Genomic DNA, 18,617 nt, shown 5'->3' with positions numbered 1-18,617 from the left:
GGATGAATGTGCTCTACTTTGCCTGGGTCCGCGAACGGATCGGCATCCCCAAGGAAACCGTCACCACTGACGCCGAGACCGTGGCCGATCTCGTGGCCGAACTGCGCGCACGGGAAGACCGCTATGATCTTGCTTTCTCGGACCTGAGCGCGCTGCGGGTGGCCGTTGATCAGGAACTCACCGATTTTGACGCGTCAATCAAAGGCGCGCGGGAAGTTGCGTTCTTCCCGCCGATGACGGGCGGCTGATGCGGATCGTCGTTCAGGACGCGCCTTTCGATTTCGGCGCAGAAGCCGAGGCTTTTGCCAGCGGCCGTCACGACATGGGGGCCATCGTCACCTTCACCGGCGTCGTGCGCGACTTTGGCAAGGGCGGCCTGGATGCCATGGAGATCGAACATTATCCGGGCATGACGCAGAAAGCACTCGAGGCCATCGCGGCCGAGGCGGTGACACGTTGGTCCCTGGGCGACGTGCTGGTGATCCACCGCTATGGCCGGATGGAGCCGGGCGAGAAGATCATGATGGTCGCCACCGCCGCCCCGCATCGCAAGGACGCGTTCGAGGCGGCGGAATACCTGATGGACTACCTCAAGTCGCGCGCGCCATTCTGGAAAAAGGAACACGCTGCAACCGGAGAAACCAGCTGGGTTGCCGCGAAGGACGAAGACGAGGATGCGCTCACGCGCTGGTAACTTGCCCACACGGGAAATCGGTCATATCATTTGACCAATAAACCCGATCGCGAGCAACATGCCCTTCCAACCCGTCACCCCTGAAAAGCTGTCGACCTCGGTTACACGGCAGATCGAAAAGCTGATCCTTCAGGGCATCCTGCGCCCCGGAGAGCGCTTGCCCTCGGAACGGGAACTGTCAGAACGGTTGAATGTCTCGCGCCCATCACTTCGAGAATCCATCGCGGACCTGTCTGAACGTGGGCTTCTGACCAGTCGCGCCGGGGCCGGGGTCTACGTGGCTGATGTATTGGGTTCAGCCTTTTCCGAAGCCTTGATCCAGCTTTTCGCCAGCCATGACGAGGCTGTCTTTGACTACCTGTCCTTCCGCCGCGACATGGAAGGGTTGGCAGCGGAACGCGCGGCGCGGATGGCGTCGGACACGGATCTCAAGGTGATCCAGACCGTGTTCGACCGGATGGAGGCCGCGCATCAGAAGCGCAACCCCGCGGACGAGGCTGCGCTCGACGCCGAATTCCATCTCTCGATCATCGAAGCCAGCCACAACGTCATCATGCTGCACATGATGCGGTCAATGTATCAGCTGCTGCGCGAAGGCGTGTTCTACAACCGCCAGATCATGTTCCGCCAACGCACCACGCGCGCCACGCTTCTTGATCAGCACCGGGCAATCAACGAAGCGTTGCAGGCACGCGAACCGGAGGCCGCGCGCAAGGCTGTCGTCGATCACCTGACCTATGTGGAAACCTGCCTCGCGGACAATCGCAAGGCAGAAGCGCATGAGGCGGTGGCACGTCAGAGATACGAACACACGCTGGCCAAGGGCTGAAATGCGACGACGCATTTCGAAAAACCTTCTGAGGTTTTTGCGCGCTTAGCTCGACACGCGCGCCTTCATCAACCCTTCGTCCTTCAACCGTGCATGACATTCGTCCAGTGACTGCCATGCGCGTTCGATCAGCGTGTCGATCTCGTCGCGCGAAATCACCAGCGGCGGAGAGATGATCATCCGGTCACCGACATGCCGCATGACGAGGTTGTTTGCAAAACACCGCTCGCGACAGATGAAACCGACTGTGCCCGCCTCCGCCTCGAACGCGGCGCGGGAGGCCTTGTCCGGTGTGAGGGCGATCGACCCCATCATGCCGACAATCTTGGCCTCCCCCACCAGAGGATGCTCGGTCAGGCTTTCGAACTTCTGCTTGAGGTAAGGCGCCGTCTGCTCCCGCACTCGGGTGATGATGCCTTCTTCATCGAGGATGCGCAGGTTCTCGAGCGCCACGGCACAGGCCACCGGATGTCCGGAATAGGTGTAGCCGTGGTTGAACTCGACATTGTTGATGACCTCGGCCACCTCGTCGCAGATCAGCGACCCGCCGATGGGCTGATAGCCCGAGCTGAGGCCCTTGGCGATGGTCATGATATGCGGGCGGATGTTCATGGTCTGGCTGCCGAACCAGTTGCCTGTGCGCCCAAAGCCGCAGATCACCTCGTCCGCGATCAGGAGGATGCCGTACTTGTCGACGATGCGCTGGATTTCGGGCCAGTAGGTCTCGGGCGGGACAATCACGCCACCGGCGCCCTGCACCGGTTCAGCGATAAAGGCGGCAACCCGGTCCGGCCCCAGTTCTTCGATGGCCGCCTCAAGCTGGCGCGCGCGCTCCAGCCCGAATTCCTCGGGTGTCATGTCGCCGCCTTCGGCCCACCAGTTCGGCTGGTCGATATGGTGGATGTTCGGGATCGGCAGGCCACCCTGCATGTGCATGCCCTTCATGCCACCAAGGCTGCCCGACCCGACCGATGAGCCGTGATAGGCATTCCAGCGCGAGATGACGATGTTCCGCTCGGGCTGGCCCTTTTCGGCCCAATAGGTGCGCACCAGACGCAGATTGGTATCATTCGCCTCGGACCCGGACCCGGCAAAAAACACCTGATTGAACCCTTCGGGTGCCAGTTCGGCCAGTTTCTGCGACAGGGCAATGGCCGGCACATGGGTGGTCTGGAAGAAGGTGTTGTAGAACGGCAGCTCTTCCATCTGACGCGCTGCGACATTGGCCAGTTCCTTGCGGCCATAGCCAATGTTCACGCACCAAAGCCCCGCCATTGCGTCGAGGATGCGGTGGCCGTCACTATCGGTCAGCCAGACGCCGTCGGCCCGCGTGATCACCCGCGCGCCCTTTGCGGCGAGCCCCGTCCCATGCGTGAAGGGATGCATGTGATGCGCGGCATCGAGCGCCTGCAACTCGGACGTAGGCATGTGATTGGTGATCGAAACCATGGCGGCAAATCCTTCTTGTGCGATTGCCGTCAAAATATGATCAAATTATTTCGAGTCAATCGAATCAGGACAGTCCCTGGCGGATTTGTTCCATGCCCTGCGCCACGTCGCCCATCATCGCGTCCGCCGCCGCCGCCCCGTCATGTGACGCTAGGGCAGCCAACACATCCTTGTGACGATCCGGCAGATTCCGGGTCCCGAATTGCCCACAGACAACCCGCAGCGACGGACCAAAGCGCAGCCACAGCCGATCCACCATCTCGGTCAGGATCGGAGCCTGCGCGAGCGCATTCAGATCTGCGTGGAAACTGTGGTTCTCGACAAGGTAGCGGCGCACATCCCCCCGCCGGATCGCGGCATCCAGACGTTGGTCGATCTCGGTCAGCCGGACCACGTCCTGCACGGTCGCTCGATGCGCGGCACGGCGGGCGAGCTCCGGCTCCAAGGCCTTGCGGGCAATGCTCAACTCCTCGATGGCCTGCGCGTCGAGCACCGGAACAGCGATTCGCCGGTTGCCGAGGAATTCCAGAGCACCTTCGGCTGTCAGCCGCCGCAGTGCCTCGCGCACGGGGGTCATGCCGACACCCAGCGCCTCGGTAAGCCCCTGGATGGTCACGGGCTGGCCCGGCTCGAACTCTCCGAACAGGACCTGATCGCGCAACTGGCGATACACAAGTTCATGGGCCGGCAAACGGATCGGCTCTGCCGGGGGCGTGCGCATTGTCTGTCCAGCCATGTCATTCCTCACGAACTGCTGCGTCTTTGGGCAGAATGCCCGACATCCTGCCTCTGACAAGTCATCTTGCACGTTCCAGAGGGAAGTGAAAACATCACAGCTATTGCCAGACCGGGCAAGATTTGATCAAATTCACATCCACAGGACCGCAAGTGTTCTGGGATCAACGGGAGTACCTCATGAAAATCCATCTGCTGACGATGACCGCAGGTGCAGCACTTCTGGCCTCACTCGCCCATGCAGAGGAAGTGCGCGTCTACAACTGGTCTGACTACATCGACGAAAGCCTGCTCGCCAAGTTCGAAGAAGAAACGGGCATCGACCTGATCTATGACGTATTCGACAGCAACGAACTGCTCGAAACCAAGATGTTGGCTGGCGGTTCGGGCTATGATGTCGTGGTTCCGACCGGCACCTTCCTTCAGCGCCAGATCGAAGCCGGCGCGTTTCAGAAGCTCGACATGTCCAAGCTGCCGAACAAGGGCAACATGTGGGACGTGATCGAAGCACGGACCGCGCAGTACGACCCCGGCAACGCATACTCGATCAACTACATGTGGGGCACAACGGGCATTGGCGTGAACACCGGCAAGGTGACCGAATTGCTTGGCGCAGACGCGCCAATCGCGTCGCTCGACCTCGTCTTCAATCCCGAGAACATGGAAAAGCTGTCGGAATGCGGCGTGCATTTCCTCGACGCCCCGACCGAGATGATCCCGGCCGCGCTCGCCTATGCCGGTATGGATCCGGACCGCAAGGATGACGAGGCGCTTGCAAAAGCCGAGGAAGTTCTCATGGCCGTGCGTCCCTATGTCCAGAAGTTCCACAGCTCGGAATACATCAACGCGCTGGCCAATGGTGACATCTGCGTCGCGTTCGGCTGGTCCGGCGACATCCTTCAGGCCCGTGACCGTGCCGCCGAGGCCGACAATGGCGTCGAAGTGGCCTACAACGCCCCTGTCGAAGGTGCTTTGATGTGGTTCGACCAGATGGCGATCCCGGTCGATGCACCAAACCCGGATGGCGCACACACGTTCCTGAACTTCATCATGGACGCTCAGAACATGGCGGCGGCGTCGAACTACGTGTACTATGCCAACGGCAACGCGGCCTCCAAGGAGTTCCTCGTCGAGGACGTGATCGGCGACACCGCGATCTACCCGGACGAGGTGACGCTTGAAAAGCTCTACACCGTGACCCCCTTCCCCCCGGCCGAGCAGCGTTCGCTGACGCGGATGTGGACAAAGGTCAAATCCGGCACCTGATCCGATACGTGCTCTTGCCCGGCGGGACATTCCCGCCGGGTGTTGTCTTGACCCGGAGGTGCCAGAAGTGTCGCAAACCGTTTTCGCTCCGTGGGACGACCCCAACGAAAAACCGCTGATCCAGTTCAAAAATGTCACCAAACGGTTTGGCGATTTCACCGCCATCGACGATCTGACACAGGACATCTACACACGGGAATTCTTTGCCCTTCTCGGTCCATCCGGCTGCGGCAAGACGACGATGATGCGCATGCTCGCCGGGTTCGAAACGCCGACCGAAGGCAAGATTTTCATCGCAGGCCAGGACATGGCCAAGATCCCGCCGAACAAACGGGCGGTGAACATGATGTTCCAGTCCTACGCGCTGTTCCCGCACCTTTCTGTGTGGGACAACATCGCCTTCGGCCTCAAGCGCGAAGGCAAGGACAAGGACGCGATTGCGGCGCGCGTCGAAGAAATGCTGCGTCTCACCCGTCTGAGCAAATTCGCCAAACGCAAACCCCACCAGATTTCCGGCGGCCAGCGGCAGCGCGTGGCACTCGCCCGCTCTCTGGCCAAGGCTCCGAAACTGCTCCTGCTCGATGAACCGCTCGGCGCGCTCGACAAGAAGCTTCGCCAGGACACCCAGTTCGAGCTGATGGACATTCAGGAAAAGACCGGCACCACCTTCGTGATCGTGACCCACGACCAGGAAGAGGCCATGACCGTGGCCTCCCGCGTCGCCGTCATGGATGAAGGCCGCATCATCCAGGTCGCCACCCCGGCCCAGATCTACGAAGCGCCGAATTCGGTCTACGTGGCCGACTTTATCGGTGACGTGAACATCATCTCGGGCCGCGCCAAACCCAGTGGCGACAAGGTCGTCACCCAATGGGCCGAAGGTCAGCCCGACATCATCGGCACGACCGCCACAAAATTCGACGCCGGGCAGGAAATCCATTTCGCCATCCGCCCCGAAAAGGTCGCCATCAGCACAGAAGAACCACAGGACGCAGCCAACAAGCTGCAGGGCAAGGTGCTCGACATCGCCTATCTCGGCAACATCTCGACCTATCACGTCGCATTGCCCACGGGCCATGTCATCAAGGCGCAGACCGCCAACACCCGCCGCCTGTCGCGGCGTCAGATCACGTGGGAAGACCCGGTCTGGATCAGCTTCACCGACACCGCTGGTGTCCTGCTGGAGCACTGAGGGATGCGCCGCTTCGTCCTCATCGCGGTGCCCTATCTCTGGCTGATCGCGCTTTTCCTGATCCCCTTCGTGATCGTCCTGAAAATCTCGCTCTCGGACGTCGCGCTGGCCCGCCCCCCCTATTTCCCCCAGCTTGACCTGTCGCAGGGGTGGGAAGGCCTCACCAGCTTCTTTGCCGAACTGGATTTCGAAAATTTCTGGTTCCTGACCACCGACGATCTCTACTGGAAAGCCTATCTCAGCTCGCTCCAGATCGCGCTCACCTCGACAGTGATGACGCTGATTGTCGGCTATCCAATCGCCTACGCGATGGCCCGCGCAGCCCCGGAATGGCGCCCGACCCTGCTCATGCTGGTGATCCTGCCCTTCTGGACCAGCTTCCTGATCCGCGTCTACGCGTGGATGGGAATCCTTTCGAACGAGGGTCTGCTCAACCAGTTCCTGCTCTGGCTCGGTGTGATCAACGAACCATTGACGATCCTCAACACCAACACAGCCGTCTATATCGGCATCGTCTACACCTACCTGCCCTTCATGATCCTCCCGATCTATTCGGCGCTGGAACGCATGGATGACAGCCTGCTCGAAGCCGCCGAAGACCTCGGCTGCTCGCGCCTCAGTGCCTTCTGGCTGGTCACGATCCCGCTGTCGAAGAACGGCATCATTGCCGGCTGTTTCCTTGTCTTCATCCCCACCATCGGGGAATTCGTGATCCCGTCGCTTCTGGGCGGATCGGGCACGCTGATGATCGGCAAGGTGTTGTGGGAAGAGTTCTTCTCCAACCGCGACTGGCCCGTCGCCTCGGCCGTGGCGGTGATCCTGCTGCTTATTCTCGTGATCCCGATCATCCTCTTCCAGCGCAACGAACAGAAACAGCGCGAGGCCGAAGGATGATGCGCTTGCCTGCTCCCTTCATCTTGCCAAATAAAGTCTGGGGGTCTGGGGGTGAAACCCCCAGCCGGTTGGCCGCGCAGGCGGACGAAACCGAAAGGCACGCGGCATGAGACGGTTTTCCTGGTTCAACGCAACCGCGCTCACGCTGGGCTTTGCGTTTCTCTACATCCCGATGATCATCCTCGTGATCTACAGCTTCAACGCTTCCAAGCTGGTCACGGTCTGGGCCGGGTTCTCGACGCAGTGGTACGGGGAACTGGTCCGAAACGAGGAATTCCTCAACGCAGCCTGGGTCACGATCAAGGTCGCGGTGATGAGTTCCACAATCGCCACGGTCTTGGGAACGATGGCTGCCTATGTATTGGTCCGCGGTGGACGCTTTGGAGGCCGGACGCTCTTTTCCGGGATGATCTACGCACCACTCGTGATGCCCGAAGTGATCACCGGCCTGTCGCTCCTGCTGCTCTTCATCGGCATCGGGCTGGACCGGGGCGTTCTGACCATCGTTCTGGCGCATACCACATTCTCGATGTGCTACGTGTCGGTTGTCGTGTCGTCGCGCCTTGTCACCTTTGACAGGTCGCTCGAGGAAGCGGCCCTCGACCTCGGCTGCTCTCCGTTCGAGGCGTTCCGCCTTGTGACGCTGCCGATCATCGCGCCCGCCGTCATCTCGGGCTGGCTTCTGGCCTTCACCCTATCGCTGGACGACCTCGTGATCGCCAGCTTCACCACTGGCCCGTCGGCCACCACCCTGCCGATCAAGATCTTCTCGGCCGTGCGCCTGGGCGTCAGTCCGGAGATCAACGCGCTCTCGACGATCATGATCGCCATCGTGACAATCGGCGTGATCACGGCCTCGCTGATCACCAAACAGGCGGCGGTACGGCAGGCCCGCGATGAGCGCATGGCCGAACGGACTGCATGAGGCGCATCTACGAGGACGCGGCCTACAGAACACCGCAGTCCTGCTGGTGGCGCGACACCGCGCCACCCGAAGACCAGCCGCGGCTTGAGGGCGACCACAGGTGCGAAGTCGCCATCATCGGCGGGGGCTTCACCGGCCTGAACGCGGCGCTCGTGCTTGCAAAGGCGGGGGTGGAAACAACCGTCATCGACGCGGAACAGCCCGGTTGGGGCGCATCCGGGCGCAACGGCGGGTTCTGCTGTCTGGGTGGCTCGAAACTCGGCAGCACGCTGCTCGCGCAGCGCTTCGGTAGCGACCAGCGCGACGCATGGCACAGGGCCGAACGCGCAGCGGTCGATCATGTCGACGCGCTGCTGTCGGAGCATCAAATCGACGTGGACCGCCATTCCGACGGTGAAACGCTGCTTGCCCATACGCCCAGGGCCATGCGCGACATCGAGAACGGTGCCGATCAAACCGCCGCAACCTACGGCGTGACACCCGAGATCATCCCAAAAGAACACCTCCGCCAGCGCGGCCTTGGTGGCGCGTTTCATGGCGGCATCACCCTGCCGATCGGCTTTGCCCTGAACCCAGCCAAGTATCATGCCGGTCTGGCCCGCGTCGCGCGATCAAAAGGCGTGCGCCTCTATGGCCAGACCCCGGCTCAGGCGATCACCCGCTGCGGGGCGTCGTGGCGCATCACCACCCCCGGCGGAACCATCACTGCCGACAAGGTGCTCCTCGCCACCAACGGCTATTCCGCCGAAGACGTGCCCGATTGGCTCCGCGCCCGCTACCTGCCGGTGCAATCCTCGATCATCGTCACCCGACCGATCACCGACAGCGAGCAAGCCCGTCAGGGCTGGACGAGCCTTCAGATGTGCTATGACAGCCGCATCCTGCTGCATTATTTCCGCCTGATGCCCGACGGGCGTTTCCTCTTCGGCATGCGAGGCGGGTTGCGCGCGACGCCAAGGGCCGCGGCCACCCTGTCGCGCAAGATCCGGTCGGATTTCCACACGCTCTTCCCCGAATGGCGGGACGTCGAGATCACCCATGAATGGTCCGGGCTGGTCTGCCTCATGCGCTCTCTGACACCCTTCGCAGGCCCCGTCCCGGACCAGCCCGGCCTCTATACCGCGATGGGGTATCACGGAAATGGCGTGGCCATGGGAAGTTACCTTGGTGCGCGACTGGCCGAAACGATGCTGGGACATACTCCAAATGGCCCCATCCCCGCGTTCCTGTCCAAGCCCCCGGCGCGATTTCCGCTCGGATCTCTGCGGCGCCTCATCCTCGCCCCGGCCTACGCAGCGGCAACCCTGTTCGACCGCTAGACCCGTCCTTCGAAAGGCGGCGGACACGCAGTTTCGAAACCGCGCTCAAGGCGCTTTCCGCAAGCCATTTCGAAATGGCTTGCCCCCGCCCAATCCCTTGTGCCGCCCTGCCCGGTTCGCTATTCCGGAGCAAGCAACGAATTCAGGGAGGAGCGTCATGCTCAAGCGTCCATTCGACAAGTCGAAACTGCCCAGCCGTCACGTCACCGAAGGCCCCGAGCGCGCACCACATCGCTCCTATTACTATGCGATGGGCATGACCGAGGAAGAAATCCATCAGCCTCTCGTCGGCGTTGCCACCTGCTGGAACGAAGCCGCACCCTGCAACATCGCGCTGAACCGTCAGGCGCAAGCCGTGAAGATGGGCGTCAAGCAAGCCTTCGGCACCCCGCGCGAATTCACCACCATCACCGTGACCGACGGCATCGCCATGGGCCACGAGGGCATGCGCTCTTCGCTCGCTTCGCGCGAAGCCATCGCCGATACCGTCGAACTGACCATGCGCGGCCATTGCTATGACGCGGTGGTCGGTCTTGCGGGCTGCGACAAATCCCTGCCGGGCATGATGATGGCCATGGTTCGCCTCAATGTGCCGTCCGTCTTCATCTATGGCGGCTCCATCCTGCCGGGCAAAGCCCCGCAGGTCGACGAGATCCCCGAGGATTTCCGCACCCGCGACCTGACCGTTCAGGACATGTTCGAAGCGGTGGGCCGTCACCAGAACAACGAGCTTTCCGACAAGGCACTCGACATGCTGGAACGCGTGGCCTGCCCGTCGGCGGGCGCCTGCGGCGGCCAGTTCACCGCCAACACCATGGCCTGCGTGTCCGAAGCCATCGGTCTTGCGCTCTTCAATTCGTCCGGCATGCCCGCACCCTACGAGTCCCGCGACGCGTATGGCGAGGCGTCGGGCCGCGCCGTTATGGACCTGCTCGAACAGAACATCCGCGCCCGTGACGTGGTCACCCGCAAGGCGCTCGAAAACGCCGCGCGCGTCGTGGCCTGCACCGGCGGCTCCACCAATGCCGGTCTGCACCTGCCGGCAATCGCGCATGAGGCTGGAATTGAATTCTACCTCGACGATGTCTGCGAGATCTTCAAGGACACGCCCTATTTCGTCGACCTCAAGCCGGGTGGGGCTTACGTTGCGAAGGACCTCTACGACGCAGGCGGTATCCCCGTTGTCATGAAGGAACTGCGCAAGGCGGGTCTGATCCACGAAGACTGCATCACCGCCTCCACCCGCACCATCGGCGAAGAGCTGGACCGCATCGAACGCGAAGCGGATGGCAAGGTGATCTACCCGATCTCGAACCCGATCACCAAGACCGGCGGCGTGGTCGGCCTCAAGGGCAATCTCGCCCCCGAAGGCGCCATTGTGAAAGTCGCAGGCATCAAGGCCGAAGATCAGGTCTTCACCGGCCCGGCGCGCGTCTTCGAATGCGAGGAAGAGGCGTTCGCCGCCGTCAAGGCGCGGGAATACAAGGAAGGCGAAGTCATCGTCATCCGCAACGAAGGCCCCGCAGGCGGCCCCGGCATGCGCGAAATGCTGTCGACAACAGCGGCTCTGTCCGGTCAGGGCATGGGCAAGAAGGTGGCTCTTATCACCGACGGTCGCTTCTCCGGTGCGACCCGTGGGTTCTGCGTCGGACATGTTGGCCCCGAAGCGGCTCAGGGCGGCCCGATCGCCTTGCTCAAGAACGGCGACATGATCACCATCGACGCCGTGAACGGTGCGCTGACCGTCGATCTGTCGGACGAGGAACTGGCCAAGCGCAAAGCCGAATGGGCAGGCCCGCGCGAGACCATTTACACCTCCGGTGCCGTCTGGAAATTCGCCAAACTCGTCGGTCCGACCTACAAGGGTGCCGTCACCCATCCGGGCGCCGAAGGCGAAAAACACGTGTATTCCGATCTTTGATCGGCACACGCACCACCTTTTATGCCGCGCTTCTGGGCGCGGCATACCTGACCGGATGCGGCCCGACCGGCGCATTCGGGAGCATGTCCCTGTTGCAGGGGGATGCCGCCTCCGAAGCCCCCTTGGTCACGTCCGCAGAACTGGCGCGCGGGGCCATCACCGTTTCCGGGCCTGACGGCTACTGCATCGACCCGGCAACGCTGCGACGGACGCCAAGCGGCGGCTTTGCCGCGCTGGCCAGCTGTCACATCATGTCCGGCGGACAAACGGGTCCGATCGTCGAACCCGCGTTGATCACCGTGACCGTCAGTCCCGCTCCCGACGAGGTGCCAGGCCCGTCGGATCTGGCCGAGGTGCTTGGCACGACGCTGTTGCAGGACCGCGAACTCAGCGCGCTGGCGGTCGGCCTGATGGCAACCGGCGGCGAAGCGGCTTTCGACGGCAGCGACCCCCGGCACTGGCGCGGCGCATTCGTCATCGGACCTCATCTGATCGGCGTAACGCTTTATGCACCCAAGGACAGCCCGCTTGTCGGCGCACAGGGCGCCGCGTTCGTGAACACCGTTTCTTCAACCATTCGCGCTAAGGCTCGGACAGACACCGCCGCGCGTGCAGATCAGCCGCAGTCTTCCCGCGATCCGCTGGCAGAGCGACTTGGCCGTTTATTTGCAAGACGGGATCTGTAATATGCGTCGCAACCGGAACGGCACAGTGACGGACGAAAGACATCATCAGGGGCGAGCAGCTCATGACGGAAATGAAACCCGGTCTGCTTGATCGCGTGATCCTGCAATCTGCACTTCGGCGGTTCCGCCGCTGGGCGGAAACCGCGCGCGACATGAACCTGCGGGATCTGCGCCAGAACCGGGCGGCTGCCCGGCGCCTCAAATACTATCTCGACGAACTGCTGCATGTTGCCGACAACCGCCTAGCCCTGCCGGTTCTGGGCAATCAGGCGGTGCCGATCCCCTATGACGCGGACTGGTCGTGGCGGCCGGAAATCTGGTGTGGCCCCTTGCCGGTGCAGGGCATCTCCTCGGTCGAGAACAAGTCCATGCTCGGGCGCGAAGTGACGCTCTTTCATGACTGCAGCCAGTCCGAACTCACCCTGCGCCAGTTGCGCAACACCAGCGCCGATGATCTCGCCGCCTACGGGCTGCGGCTCGACGTGTTCCGCTTTGACGGCTCATACCTGTCGCTGGTGATTGACCTCCCGCCCGAGGCGACCGTCGATCTCAAGCGCAGGCATCTGGTACGCTGTGACGTGATTGTCGAACTGGAACGCCCGCTGGAAATCTTCGCCCGTCTGAACATCCAGCATGGCCCCAATACCGAACAGATCGTGCGCGAGCTGCCCGTGAACGACCGCGAACTCGCGGTGGAATTCGATCTGGCCTATACCAAGCTGAACGAAAAACGCGTGGAGAAGATCTGGATCGACCTGATCTTCGAAAACCCCGAGATGAGCCAGGTGATCCTGCGAGACCTGTTCTTCAGCCGTCGCCCCCGAGCCGAGATGTGAGGACCCGACCGTGACCGCGTATTCCATGTCGAAAGCCCGTTTCTTCGAAGGTGTCTGGGAAGGCGTGATCGCCGGCGATGCCGATGACAGCCCGGCCCCCAAGGTCGATGTCCGCGTGCATGACAAACCCATTGCCGATGTATCGCTTGATCCGCTGCCCGATCCGGGATCGTGGCTTCTCAAGGTGCCGGTCCCGGCAAACCTGTTGGCGGATGGCGTCCACACCTTCATGATTTCGGAAGCCACGCTTGGGCAATCGCTGGGCAGCTTTTCGATCATCGCGGGCGATGCGGCCGGCGAAGACATCCGCGCCGAATTGTCCCTGCTTCGGGCAGAACTCGACATGCTCAAGAGGTCGTTCCGCAGGCATTGCCGCGAGACCGCCTGAGCGCGGACGATCTATTCGACGGGTTGTCCAAAAATCAGGATTGCGATCCCCACACAGGCCAAAGCGGCAAAGCCCGCAGCGGTCAGGTGCCGCCCGTCTGACCGCGCCGTGACGGCCGCAATCGCCGCCTGCAACGCGTAATAGGCCGCGAAGGCGCGCGAGGCATAGCTGATGATCTCGAAGATGTTGAAACTCCAAGTCAGGATCACACCAACGATCACGAGGATCGTGTAGGCCCAACGCGGGGACACACGGTTGCGGCTGATCTCGGCGATCAAACCGCCAGAACCGCTTGTATCGGCAACTGCTGCACTGAACTGCGCGCTCAGCGCCGCGGCCACCAGAAGGACGGGCAGGATCGGCGCGACGATCTGCATCATGTCGATGATTGAGGTTTCATCGAGGGTCATCGTGCCCGGCACAAATGCATATGCCAGGAGCACTATGTAGACGACGTAGATCACCGTCGACACGATCTGAGCAAGCTTCATCGACCGGATCCGCGTATCGGCATCATAGGTCTCACCCAGATAGCGCGAGGTCTCGAACCCTTGCACCGTGACGATCAAACCGAAAACCAGCGTGATTGCGGGCCATCCCGTCACCTGCGCGGGATTGACCAGAAGCCCGCCGGACCGCGCTGTGTCGGCAAAGTGCACACCAAGACCGAACACCAAGCCCGCGATGATCGTCAGCTTCACGCCGACCGACAACTGCTCCAGCCGCTCCAAGGCCGAAAATCCCCGCGTCCAACCGACGAACAGGATCAGCGCAAAGACAGCCGTGGTCAGCAGCCGGGCATCTGCGGGATTGTCCAGCGTCGTCAGGCTCAAGCCGAACGCCCCAAAGAGATTGAGGTAATACGCCACAGAAATCACGTAGGCGAAGGCCAGAACGAGCGAAGCCAGTTCTTCGATCCGAGCCACGGGATTTGGCCGCGACGGCCGCTGTGCAATCTGACGGATATTGTAGCGGATTGCAGCGCCGAACGCATAGGCCATAGTGGTCAGGGCCAGCATGACACCGGGTGCATAGAGACCGAAATTGACCTCGAGAATGGGACCAAGAACGAGAAAGCCACTGCCGATGATCGACGCCAGAGGCGTGATCGTCGCCCGCCAGAGCGGAGCCCGCGACACCCGTGGCCACAGCAGCAGCGCCGCTGTCGCGATCACAACCCCCACAATGCCGATATTCAGCATGATCCAGCCCGCTCTTGATGCGCCTACTCCTATCGGGTTGCCCGACGGACAATCAAGCGCGCGTCATGCCGCGCAACGACCCTTGGCAAGACCTCCATTCCATGAGACCAGACACCGACCAACCGACGAGGCGTGTCTTGGAATTCTGGATCGTGGCAGGGCTGGCAGCCTTTCTGATGGGGCTGTCCAAGGGCGGTGTGCCCATGATCGCGATCCTTGCCGTCCCGCTGATGTCGCTCTTCATGAACCCGGCCTTGGCCGCCGGTCTGCTTCTTCCGATCTACATCGTGGCCGACATGTACGCGGTCTACCTGTTCCGCCGGGCCTTCTCGCTCCGGAACCTCAGGACTCTCCTGCCCGGCGCGATCGTCGGCATTCTGATCGGATTTGCTGCGGTGTCCTATGTGCCCGGAGATGCAGGCAAGCTGCTGGTGGCCGGGATCGGCATCTATTACCTGATCACCTCGCTGCGACGCCGGTTTTCAGGCAACCCGGTTTCTCCCCGCCCGGCGGATGTGCCGCGCGGGTTGTTCTGGGGCACCGTCGCAGGTTTGACCAGCTACATCTCTCATGCGGGCGGGCCGCCCTATCAGGCCTACGTTCTGCCACAGAAGCTCGACAAGATGGTCTATCTCGGGACCACGACGATCTTTTTCACGGTGGTGAACCTGCTCAAGGTGCCGCCCTTCATCCTTGCCGGCCAGATCACCTGGGACAGCGCCACACAAGCGATTTGGCTCGTCCCCTTCGCCCTCGCCGGTGCATGGACCGGATCCCGCATCTCGCGCGCATTGCCGGAGCGCATCTTCTACATGCTGATCGAAATCGCACTGGCCGTCGTGTCGGTCAAACTGCTCTACGAAGTCCTTCTGGCTTGAACCGCAGCGCATTGACCTTCCGGCATCGCGGGGGCAGGTTAGCGCTATAACCCGAACCCGGAGAACTTATGTCCCCGCTACGCGGCATGGCGCTGAAGCTCAGCGCTGTCTTGCTATTCGTCATCATGGCGGCTCTGATCAAAGCAAGCTCCGATGTGGTGCCGCCGGGCGAAGCGGTGTTCTTCCGGTCCTTTTTTGCAATCCCGGTCATCCTGCTCTGGCTTGTCCTTCGCGGCGAACTGGCCACCGGGTTGCGCACCCGCAATCCATCTGGCCATTTCTGGCGCGGCCTTTTCGGGGTCAGCGCGATGGCCTGCGGATTTGCGGCGCTCGGTCTGCTGCCGCTGCCCGAAGTCACCGTCCTCGGTTATGCCGCCCCCATCCTGACCGTGATCTTTGCCGCCTTTTTGCTGGGTGAAAAAATCCGTCTGGTGCGCATGTCCGCCGTTGTCATCGGCCTTGTCGGCGTGGTGATCGTCATGCTGCCTCAGCTTGGCAACGAAGAGATGGGCACCGCCGCGCGCTGGGGTGTGGCTTTGGTTCTGGCCTCGGCCACGCTGCGCGCCCTGGCCCATGTCCACATCCGCAAACTGGTCCAGGTTGAAACCACCTCGTCGGTTGTCTTCTATTTCGCCGTGACCGCCTCCTGCCTGTCGCTCTTCACGATACCGTTCGGCTGGGTCATGCCCGACGCCATCACCGCAAGCCAGCTCATTGGCGCAGGGGTCATCGGTGGCGTGGCACAGATCCTTCTGACCTCGTCCTACCGCCATGCCGAAGCGGCGTTCCTCGCGCCGTTCGACTATGCGTCGATCCTGTTTGCCCTTGTGATCGGCTACACGATCTTCGACGAAATCCCGACGATCCACACGCTGATCGGATCGGTTGTCATCATCGGTGCAGGCGTCCTGATCATCTGGCGAGAACGCCAACTGGGCGTCAAACGCGGCCCGGCACGATCCAATCTCACCCCGCACGGTTGATTGCATTTCCGCCGCAGGGGTCTTAGATCACGTCGAGCAAAGTCAGGGTGACGGGAGCCGCCTGCATGAACTGGATCACCAACTACGTCCGACCCCGGATCAACTCGATCTTCTCGCGTCGCGAGATCCCCGAGAACCTCTGGGTGAAATGTGACGATTGCGGCACCATGCTGTTCCACCGCGAGATGTCGGACAATCTGAATGTCTGCACCAATTGCGGCCACCACATGAACATCACCCCGCGCGAACGCTTCCAGGGGCTCTTCGATGGCGGCATCTTCACCGAGGTCGAGGTGCCCGAACCGCTACCCGACCCGCTGCAGTTCCGCGACCAGAAGAAATACCCCGACCGGATGCGCGCCGCGCAGAAAGCCACCGGCGAAAAAGAGGCCATGCTCGTCGCGACCGGCGAAATCGGCCGGACACCCATTGTCGCCGCCGCGCAGGATTTCAGCTTCATGGCAGGCTCCATGGGCATGTATGTCGGCAACGCGATCATCGCCGCTGCCGAAAAAGCCGTCGAACTCCGCCGCCCGCTGGTGCTGTTCTCGGCTGCCGGCGGCGCGCGCATGCAGGAAGGCATCCTGAGCCTGATGCAGATGCCGCGCACCACTGTCGCGGTGCAGATGCTGAAAGAGGCGAACCTGCCCTACATCGTCGTCCTAACGCACCCGACGACAGGCGGCGTGACCGCGTCCTACGCGATGCTGGGCGACATCCAGATCGCCGAACCCGGCGCACTGATCTGTTTTGCCGGCCCGCGCGTGATCGAACAGACGATCCGCGAAAAGCTGCCCGAAGGCTTCCAGCGTGCGGAATACCTGCTCGAACACGGCATGCTTGATCGCGTCACTGACCGCCGCAAGATGCGCGAGGAACTGGTGCAGATCATCCGCATGCTCATGCACATGCCACCCCCCGTCGCAGGCGATCTGCCCGCCCCCGGACCAGCCGACACAACGCCGATCCAACCGGCCCCTGCTGATCAGACATCATGAACAACAAAATCGGGTCGGACCTCATCCTGGATCGGATGATGTCCCTGCATCCCAAGGTGATCGACCTCACCCTCGACCGCGTCTGGACGCTGCTCAACGCGCTCGACAATCCGGAACGCAAGCTGCCCCCGGTGATCCACATCGCCGGAACCAACGGCAAGGGATCGACCCAGGCGATGATCCGCGCCGGGCTTGAAGCCGCTGGCAAAACCGTCCACGCCTATACCTCGCCGCATCTCGCGCGGTTTCACGAACGCATCCGCCTAGCCGGTGAGCTGATCACCGAGGCGCACCTGACCGAGGTTCTGGACGAATGTTACCGCGCCAATGACGGCGCCAACATCACCTATTTCGAGATCACCACCTGCGCCGCCCTGCTGGCCTTTGCCCGCACCCCTGCCGATTTCACGCTGCTCGAAGTAGGGCTTGGCGGACGGCTCGACGCCACCAACGTGATCGACCAGCCCACGCTGACAATCATCACCCCGGTGTCGATGGACCACGAAGGCTTTCTCGGCGACACGATCGCCAAGATCGCGGGTGAAAAGGCCGGGATCATCAAACGCGGCGTGCCCTGTGTCGTCGGTCCACAGCACGAGGACGCGCTAGAGGTTATCGAAGCCCAAGCCGCGCGCCTTGGAGCACCGCTGCTCGCCTATGGCCAGCACTGGCACGTCTCTGAGGAACGCGGGCGGCTCGTCTATCAGGACGAAACCGGGCTTCTCGATCTCGACTTGCCCAACCTGCCCGGCCAGCACCAGATCCAGAACGCAGGCGCTGCCCTTGCCGCGCTGCGCCATCTGAACATGCCCGAAGCGGCCTTTGACGGCGCGGTGCAGAACGCCTACTGGCCCGCCCGCATGCAGCACCTCAAGGGCACATTTCTGAACGACCTTGCCCCGCAGACCGACCTCTGGCTTGACGGCGGCCACAACCCGGCGGCGGGCGAAGCCCTCGCCCTGCATCTGCGCGGCCTGCCCAAGCGCCCGACCTACCTGATCTGCGGCATGCTCAACACCAAGGACGTGCGCGGCTACCTGCGCCCTCTGGCCGGTGTGGCCGACAACCTGACCGCCATCTCCATCCCCGACGAGACCAACACGCTCAGCGCGCAAGACACCGAAACTGCGGCCCGCGACGTCGGATTGATGGCGGATCAGGCAGATAGCGTTGAAGATGCACTGCGCCGGATCGCCCGGTCCGAACCACAGGCCCGCGTCCTGATTTGCGGCTCGCTCTATCTTGCCGGTCACGTTTTGCGGCAGATCGGATGACCTAAATTTCGGTCAGGTCACTTTATATTGACCAAATTGCCTTAAATCGCCTATATATACCCGTCCTCCTGAATTGACCTGACTTTTTGTTAGGCCGATTCACTCTGCCACATGTTGAACAGGGCAGCGGCTGGTACTGTTTGATTAT

Annotated in this window: 19 protein-coding genes; 16 read left to right on the top strand and 3 right to left on the bottom strand. The window is 62.1% G+C overall.

Features of this window, described 5'->3' with window-relative positions; all coding sequences use genetic code 11:
- Positions 1-2 precede the first annotated feature (2 nt).
- Genes moaD through MRY75_RS08880 form a run of 3 tightly spaced genes read left to right on the top strand, consistent with a single transcriptional unit; the run spans position 3 to position 1,523 of the window.
- On the top strand, positions 3-248 hold the full coding sequence (gene moaD, locus MRY75_RS08890; protein WP_292307065.1) for a molybdopterin converting factor subunit 1: 246 nt from the start codon (positions 3-5) through the stop codon (positions 246-248).
- Positions 248-694, top strand: a complete 447-nt coding sequence (locus tag MRY75_RS08885; RefSeq protein ID WP_292307064.1) for a molybdenum cofactor biosynthesis protein MoaE — start codon at positions 248-250, stop codon at positions 692-694. The genes moaD and MRY75_RS08885 overlap by 1 nt, the downstream gene beginning before the upstream one ends.
- A 58-nt stretch (positions 695-752) precedes the next feature.
- Positions 753-1,523, top strand: coding sequence for an FCD domain-containing protein (locus MRY75_RS08880; RefSeq protein ID WP_292307062.1), 771 nt, complete (start codon positions 753-755; stop codon positions 1,521-1,523).
- Positions 1,524-1,568: 45 nt separating this feature from the next.
- Here MRY75_RS08880 and MRY75_RS08875 read toward each other — a convergent pair whose 3' ends face one another.
- Together MRY75_RS08875 and MRY75_RS08870 are read right to left on the bottom strand one after the other, a co-directional pair.
- Complete coding sequence (locus MRY75_RS08875; protein ID WP_292307060.1) at positions 1,569-2,972, bottom strand: aspartate aminotransferase family protein; 1,404 nt, start codon at positions 2,970-2,972, stop codon at positions 1,569-1,571.
- 64 nt (positions 2,973-3,036) lie between these two features.
- A complete protein-coding gene (locus MRY75_RS08870; protein ID WP_292307058.1) occupies positions 3,037-3,708 on the bottom strand; it encodes a GntR family transcriptional regulator in 672 nt (223 codons plus the stop codon).
- Between the two features lie 179 nt (positions 3,709-3,887).
- Here MRY75_RS08870 and MRY75_RS08865 point away from each other — a divergent pair, with 179 nt between their 5' ends.
- The 9 genes from MRY75_RS08865 to MRY75_RS08825 all read left to right on the top strand — a co-directional run bounded on the left by MRY75_RS08865 (position 3,888) and on the right by MRY75_RS08825 (position 13,134).
- Positions 3,888-4,973, top strand: a complete 1,086-nt coding sequence (locus MRY75_RS08865) for a polyamine ABC transporter substrate-binding protein (RefSeq protein WP_292307056.1) — start codon at positions 3,888-3,890, stop codon at positions 4,971-4,973.
- Between the two features lie 67 nt (positions 4,974-5,040).
- On the top strand, positions 5,041-6,165 hold the full coding sequence (locus MRY75_RS08860; RefSeq protein ID WP_292307054.1) for an ABC transporter ATP-binding protein: 1,125 nt from the start codon (positions 5,041-5,043) through the stop codon (positions 6,163-6,165).
- Between the two features lie 3 nt (positions 6,166-6,168).
- Positions 6,169-7,059 carry an ABC transporter permease subunit gene (locus tag MRY75_RS08855; RefSeq protein ID WP_292307052.1) on the top strand — a complete coding sequence of 297 codons (891 nt, stop codon included), beginning with the start codon at positions 6,169-6,171 and terminating at the stop codon, positions 7,057-7,059.
- Between the two features lie 106 nt (positions 7,060-7,165).
- Positions 7,166-7,984, top strand: a complete 819-nt coding sequence (locus tag MRY75_RS08850) for an ABC transporter permease (protein WP_292307051.1) — start codon at positions 7,166-7,168, stop codon at positions 7,982-7,984.
- Positions 7,981-9,303: an FAD-binding oxidoreductase gene (locus MRY75_RS08845; protein ID WP_292307049.1), complete on the top strand. Its 1,323-nt coding sequence runs from the start codon at positions 7,981-7,983 to the stop codon at positions 9,301-9,303. Before MRY75_RS08850 ends, MRY75_RS08845 begins: the two co-directional genes overlap by 4 nt.
- A 157-nt stretch (positions 9,304-9,460) precedes the next feature.
- A complete protein-coding gene (gene ilvD, locus MRY75_RS08840) occupies positions 9,461-11,224 on the top strand; it encodes a dihydroxy-acid dehydratase (RefSeq protein ID WP_292307048.1) in 1,764 nt (587 codons plus the stop codon).
- Complete coding sequence (locus MRY75_RS08835) at positions 11,221-11,910, top strand: dihydroxy-acid dehydratase (protein ID WP_292307047.1); 690 nt, start codon at positions 11,221-11,223, stop codon at positions 11,908-11,910. The genes ilvD and MRY75_RS08835 overlap by 4 nt, the downstream gene beginning before the upstream one ends.
- Positions 11,911-11,972: 62 nt before the next feature.
- Positions 11,973-12,746, top strand: a complete 774-nt coding sequence (locus MRY75_RS08830) for a DUF6478 family protein (RefSeq protein ID WP_292307045.1) — start codon at positions 11,973-11,975, stop codon at positions 12,744-12,746.
- Between the two features lie 10 nt (positions 12,747-12,756).
- Positions 12,757-13,134, top strand: coding sequence for a hypothetical protein (locus MRY75_RS08825; RefSeq protein ID WP_292307043.1), 378 nt, complete (start codon positions 12,757-12,759; stop codon positions 13,132-13,134).
- An 11-nt stretch (positions 13,135-13,145) separates the two neighbouring features.
- Here the strand turns inward: MRY75_RS08825 and MRY75_RS08820 are convergent, their stop codons facing one another.
- Positions 13,146-14,336, bottom strand: a complete 1,191-nt coding sequence (locus MRY75_RS08820) for a hypothetical protein (protein ID WP_292307041.1) — start codon at positions 14,334-14,336, stop codon at positions 13,146-13,148.
- Between the two features lie 101 nt (positions 14,337-14,437).
- Here MRY75_RS08820 and MRY75_RS08815 point away from each other — a divergent pair, with 101 nt between their 5' ends.
- The 4 genes from MRY75_RS08815 (at position 14,438) to MRY75_RS08800 (ending at position 18,469) form a co-directional block, all read left to right on the top strand.
- Positions 14,438-15,214, top strand: coding sequence for a sulfite exporter TauE/SafE family protein (locus MRY75_RS08815; RefSeq protein WP_292307039.1), 777 nt, complete (start codon positions 14,438-14,440; stop codon positions 15,212-15,214).
- 68 nt (positions 15,215-15,282) lie between these two features.
- A complete protein-coding gene (locus MRY75_RS08810; protein WP_292307037.1) occupies positions 15,283-16,197 on the top strand; it encodes a DMT family transporter in 915 nt (304 codons plus the stop codon).
- Positions 16,198-16,262: 65 nt separating this feature from the next.
- The gene (gene accD, locus MRY75_RS08805) at positions 16,263-17,195 is read left to right on the top strand and encodes an acetyl-CoA carboxylase, carboxyltransferase subunit beta (protein WP_292307035.1); all 933 of its coding nucleotides are present in this window, start codon (positions 16,263-16,265) and stop codon (positions 17,193-17,195) included.
- Positions 17,192-18,469: a folylpolyglutamate synthase/dihydrofolate synthase family protein gene (locus tag MRY75_RS08800; protein ID WP_292307033.1), complete on the top strand. Its 1,278-nt coding sequence runs from the start codon at positions 17,192-17,194 to the stop codon at positions 18,467-18,469. Before accD ends, MRY75_RS08800 begins: the two co-directional genes overlap by 4 nt.
- Positions 18,470-18,617: the final 148 nt, after the last annotated feature.

Source organism: Marivita sp. (assembly GCF_022763305.1).
In the GTDB taxonomy this organism is placed as follows: Bacteria; Pseudomonadota; Alphaproteobacteria; order Rhodobacterales; family Rhodobacteraceae; genus Marivita.
This window is presented reverse-complemented; position numbering and strand designations above follow the sequence as displayed.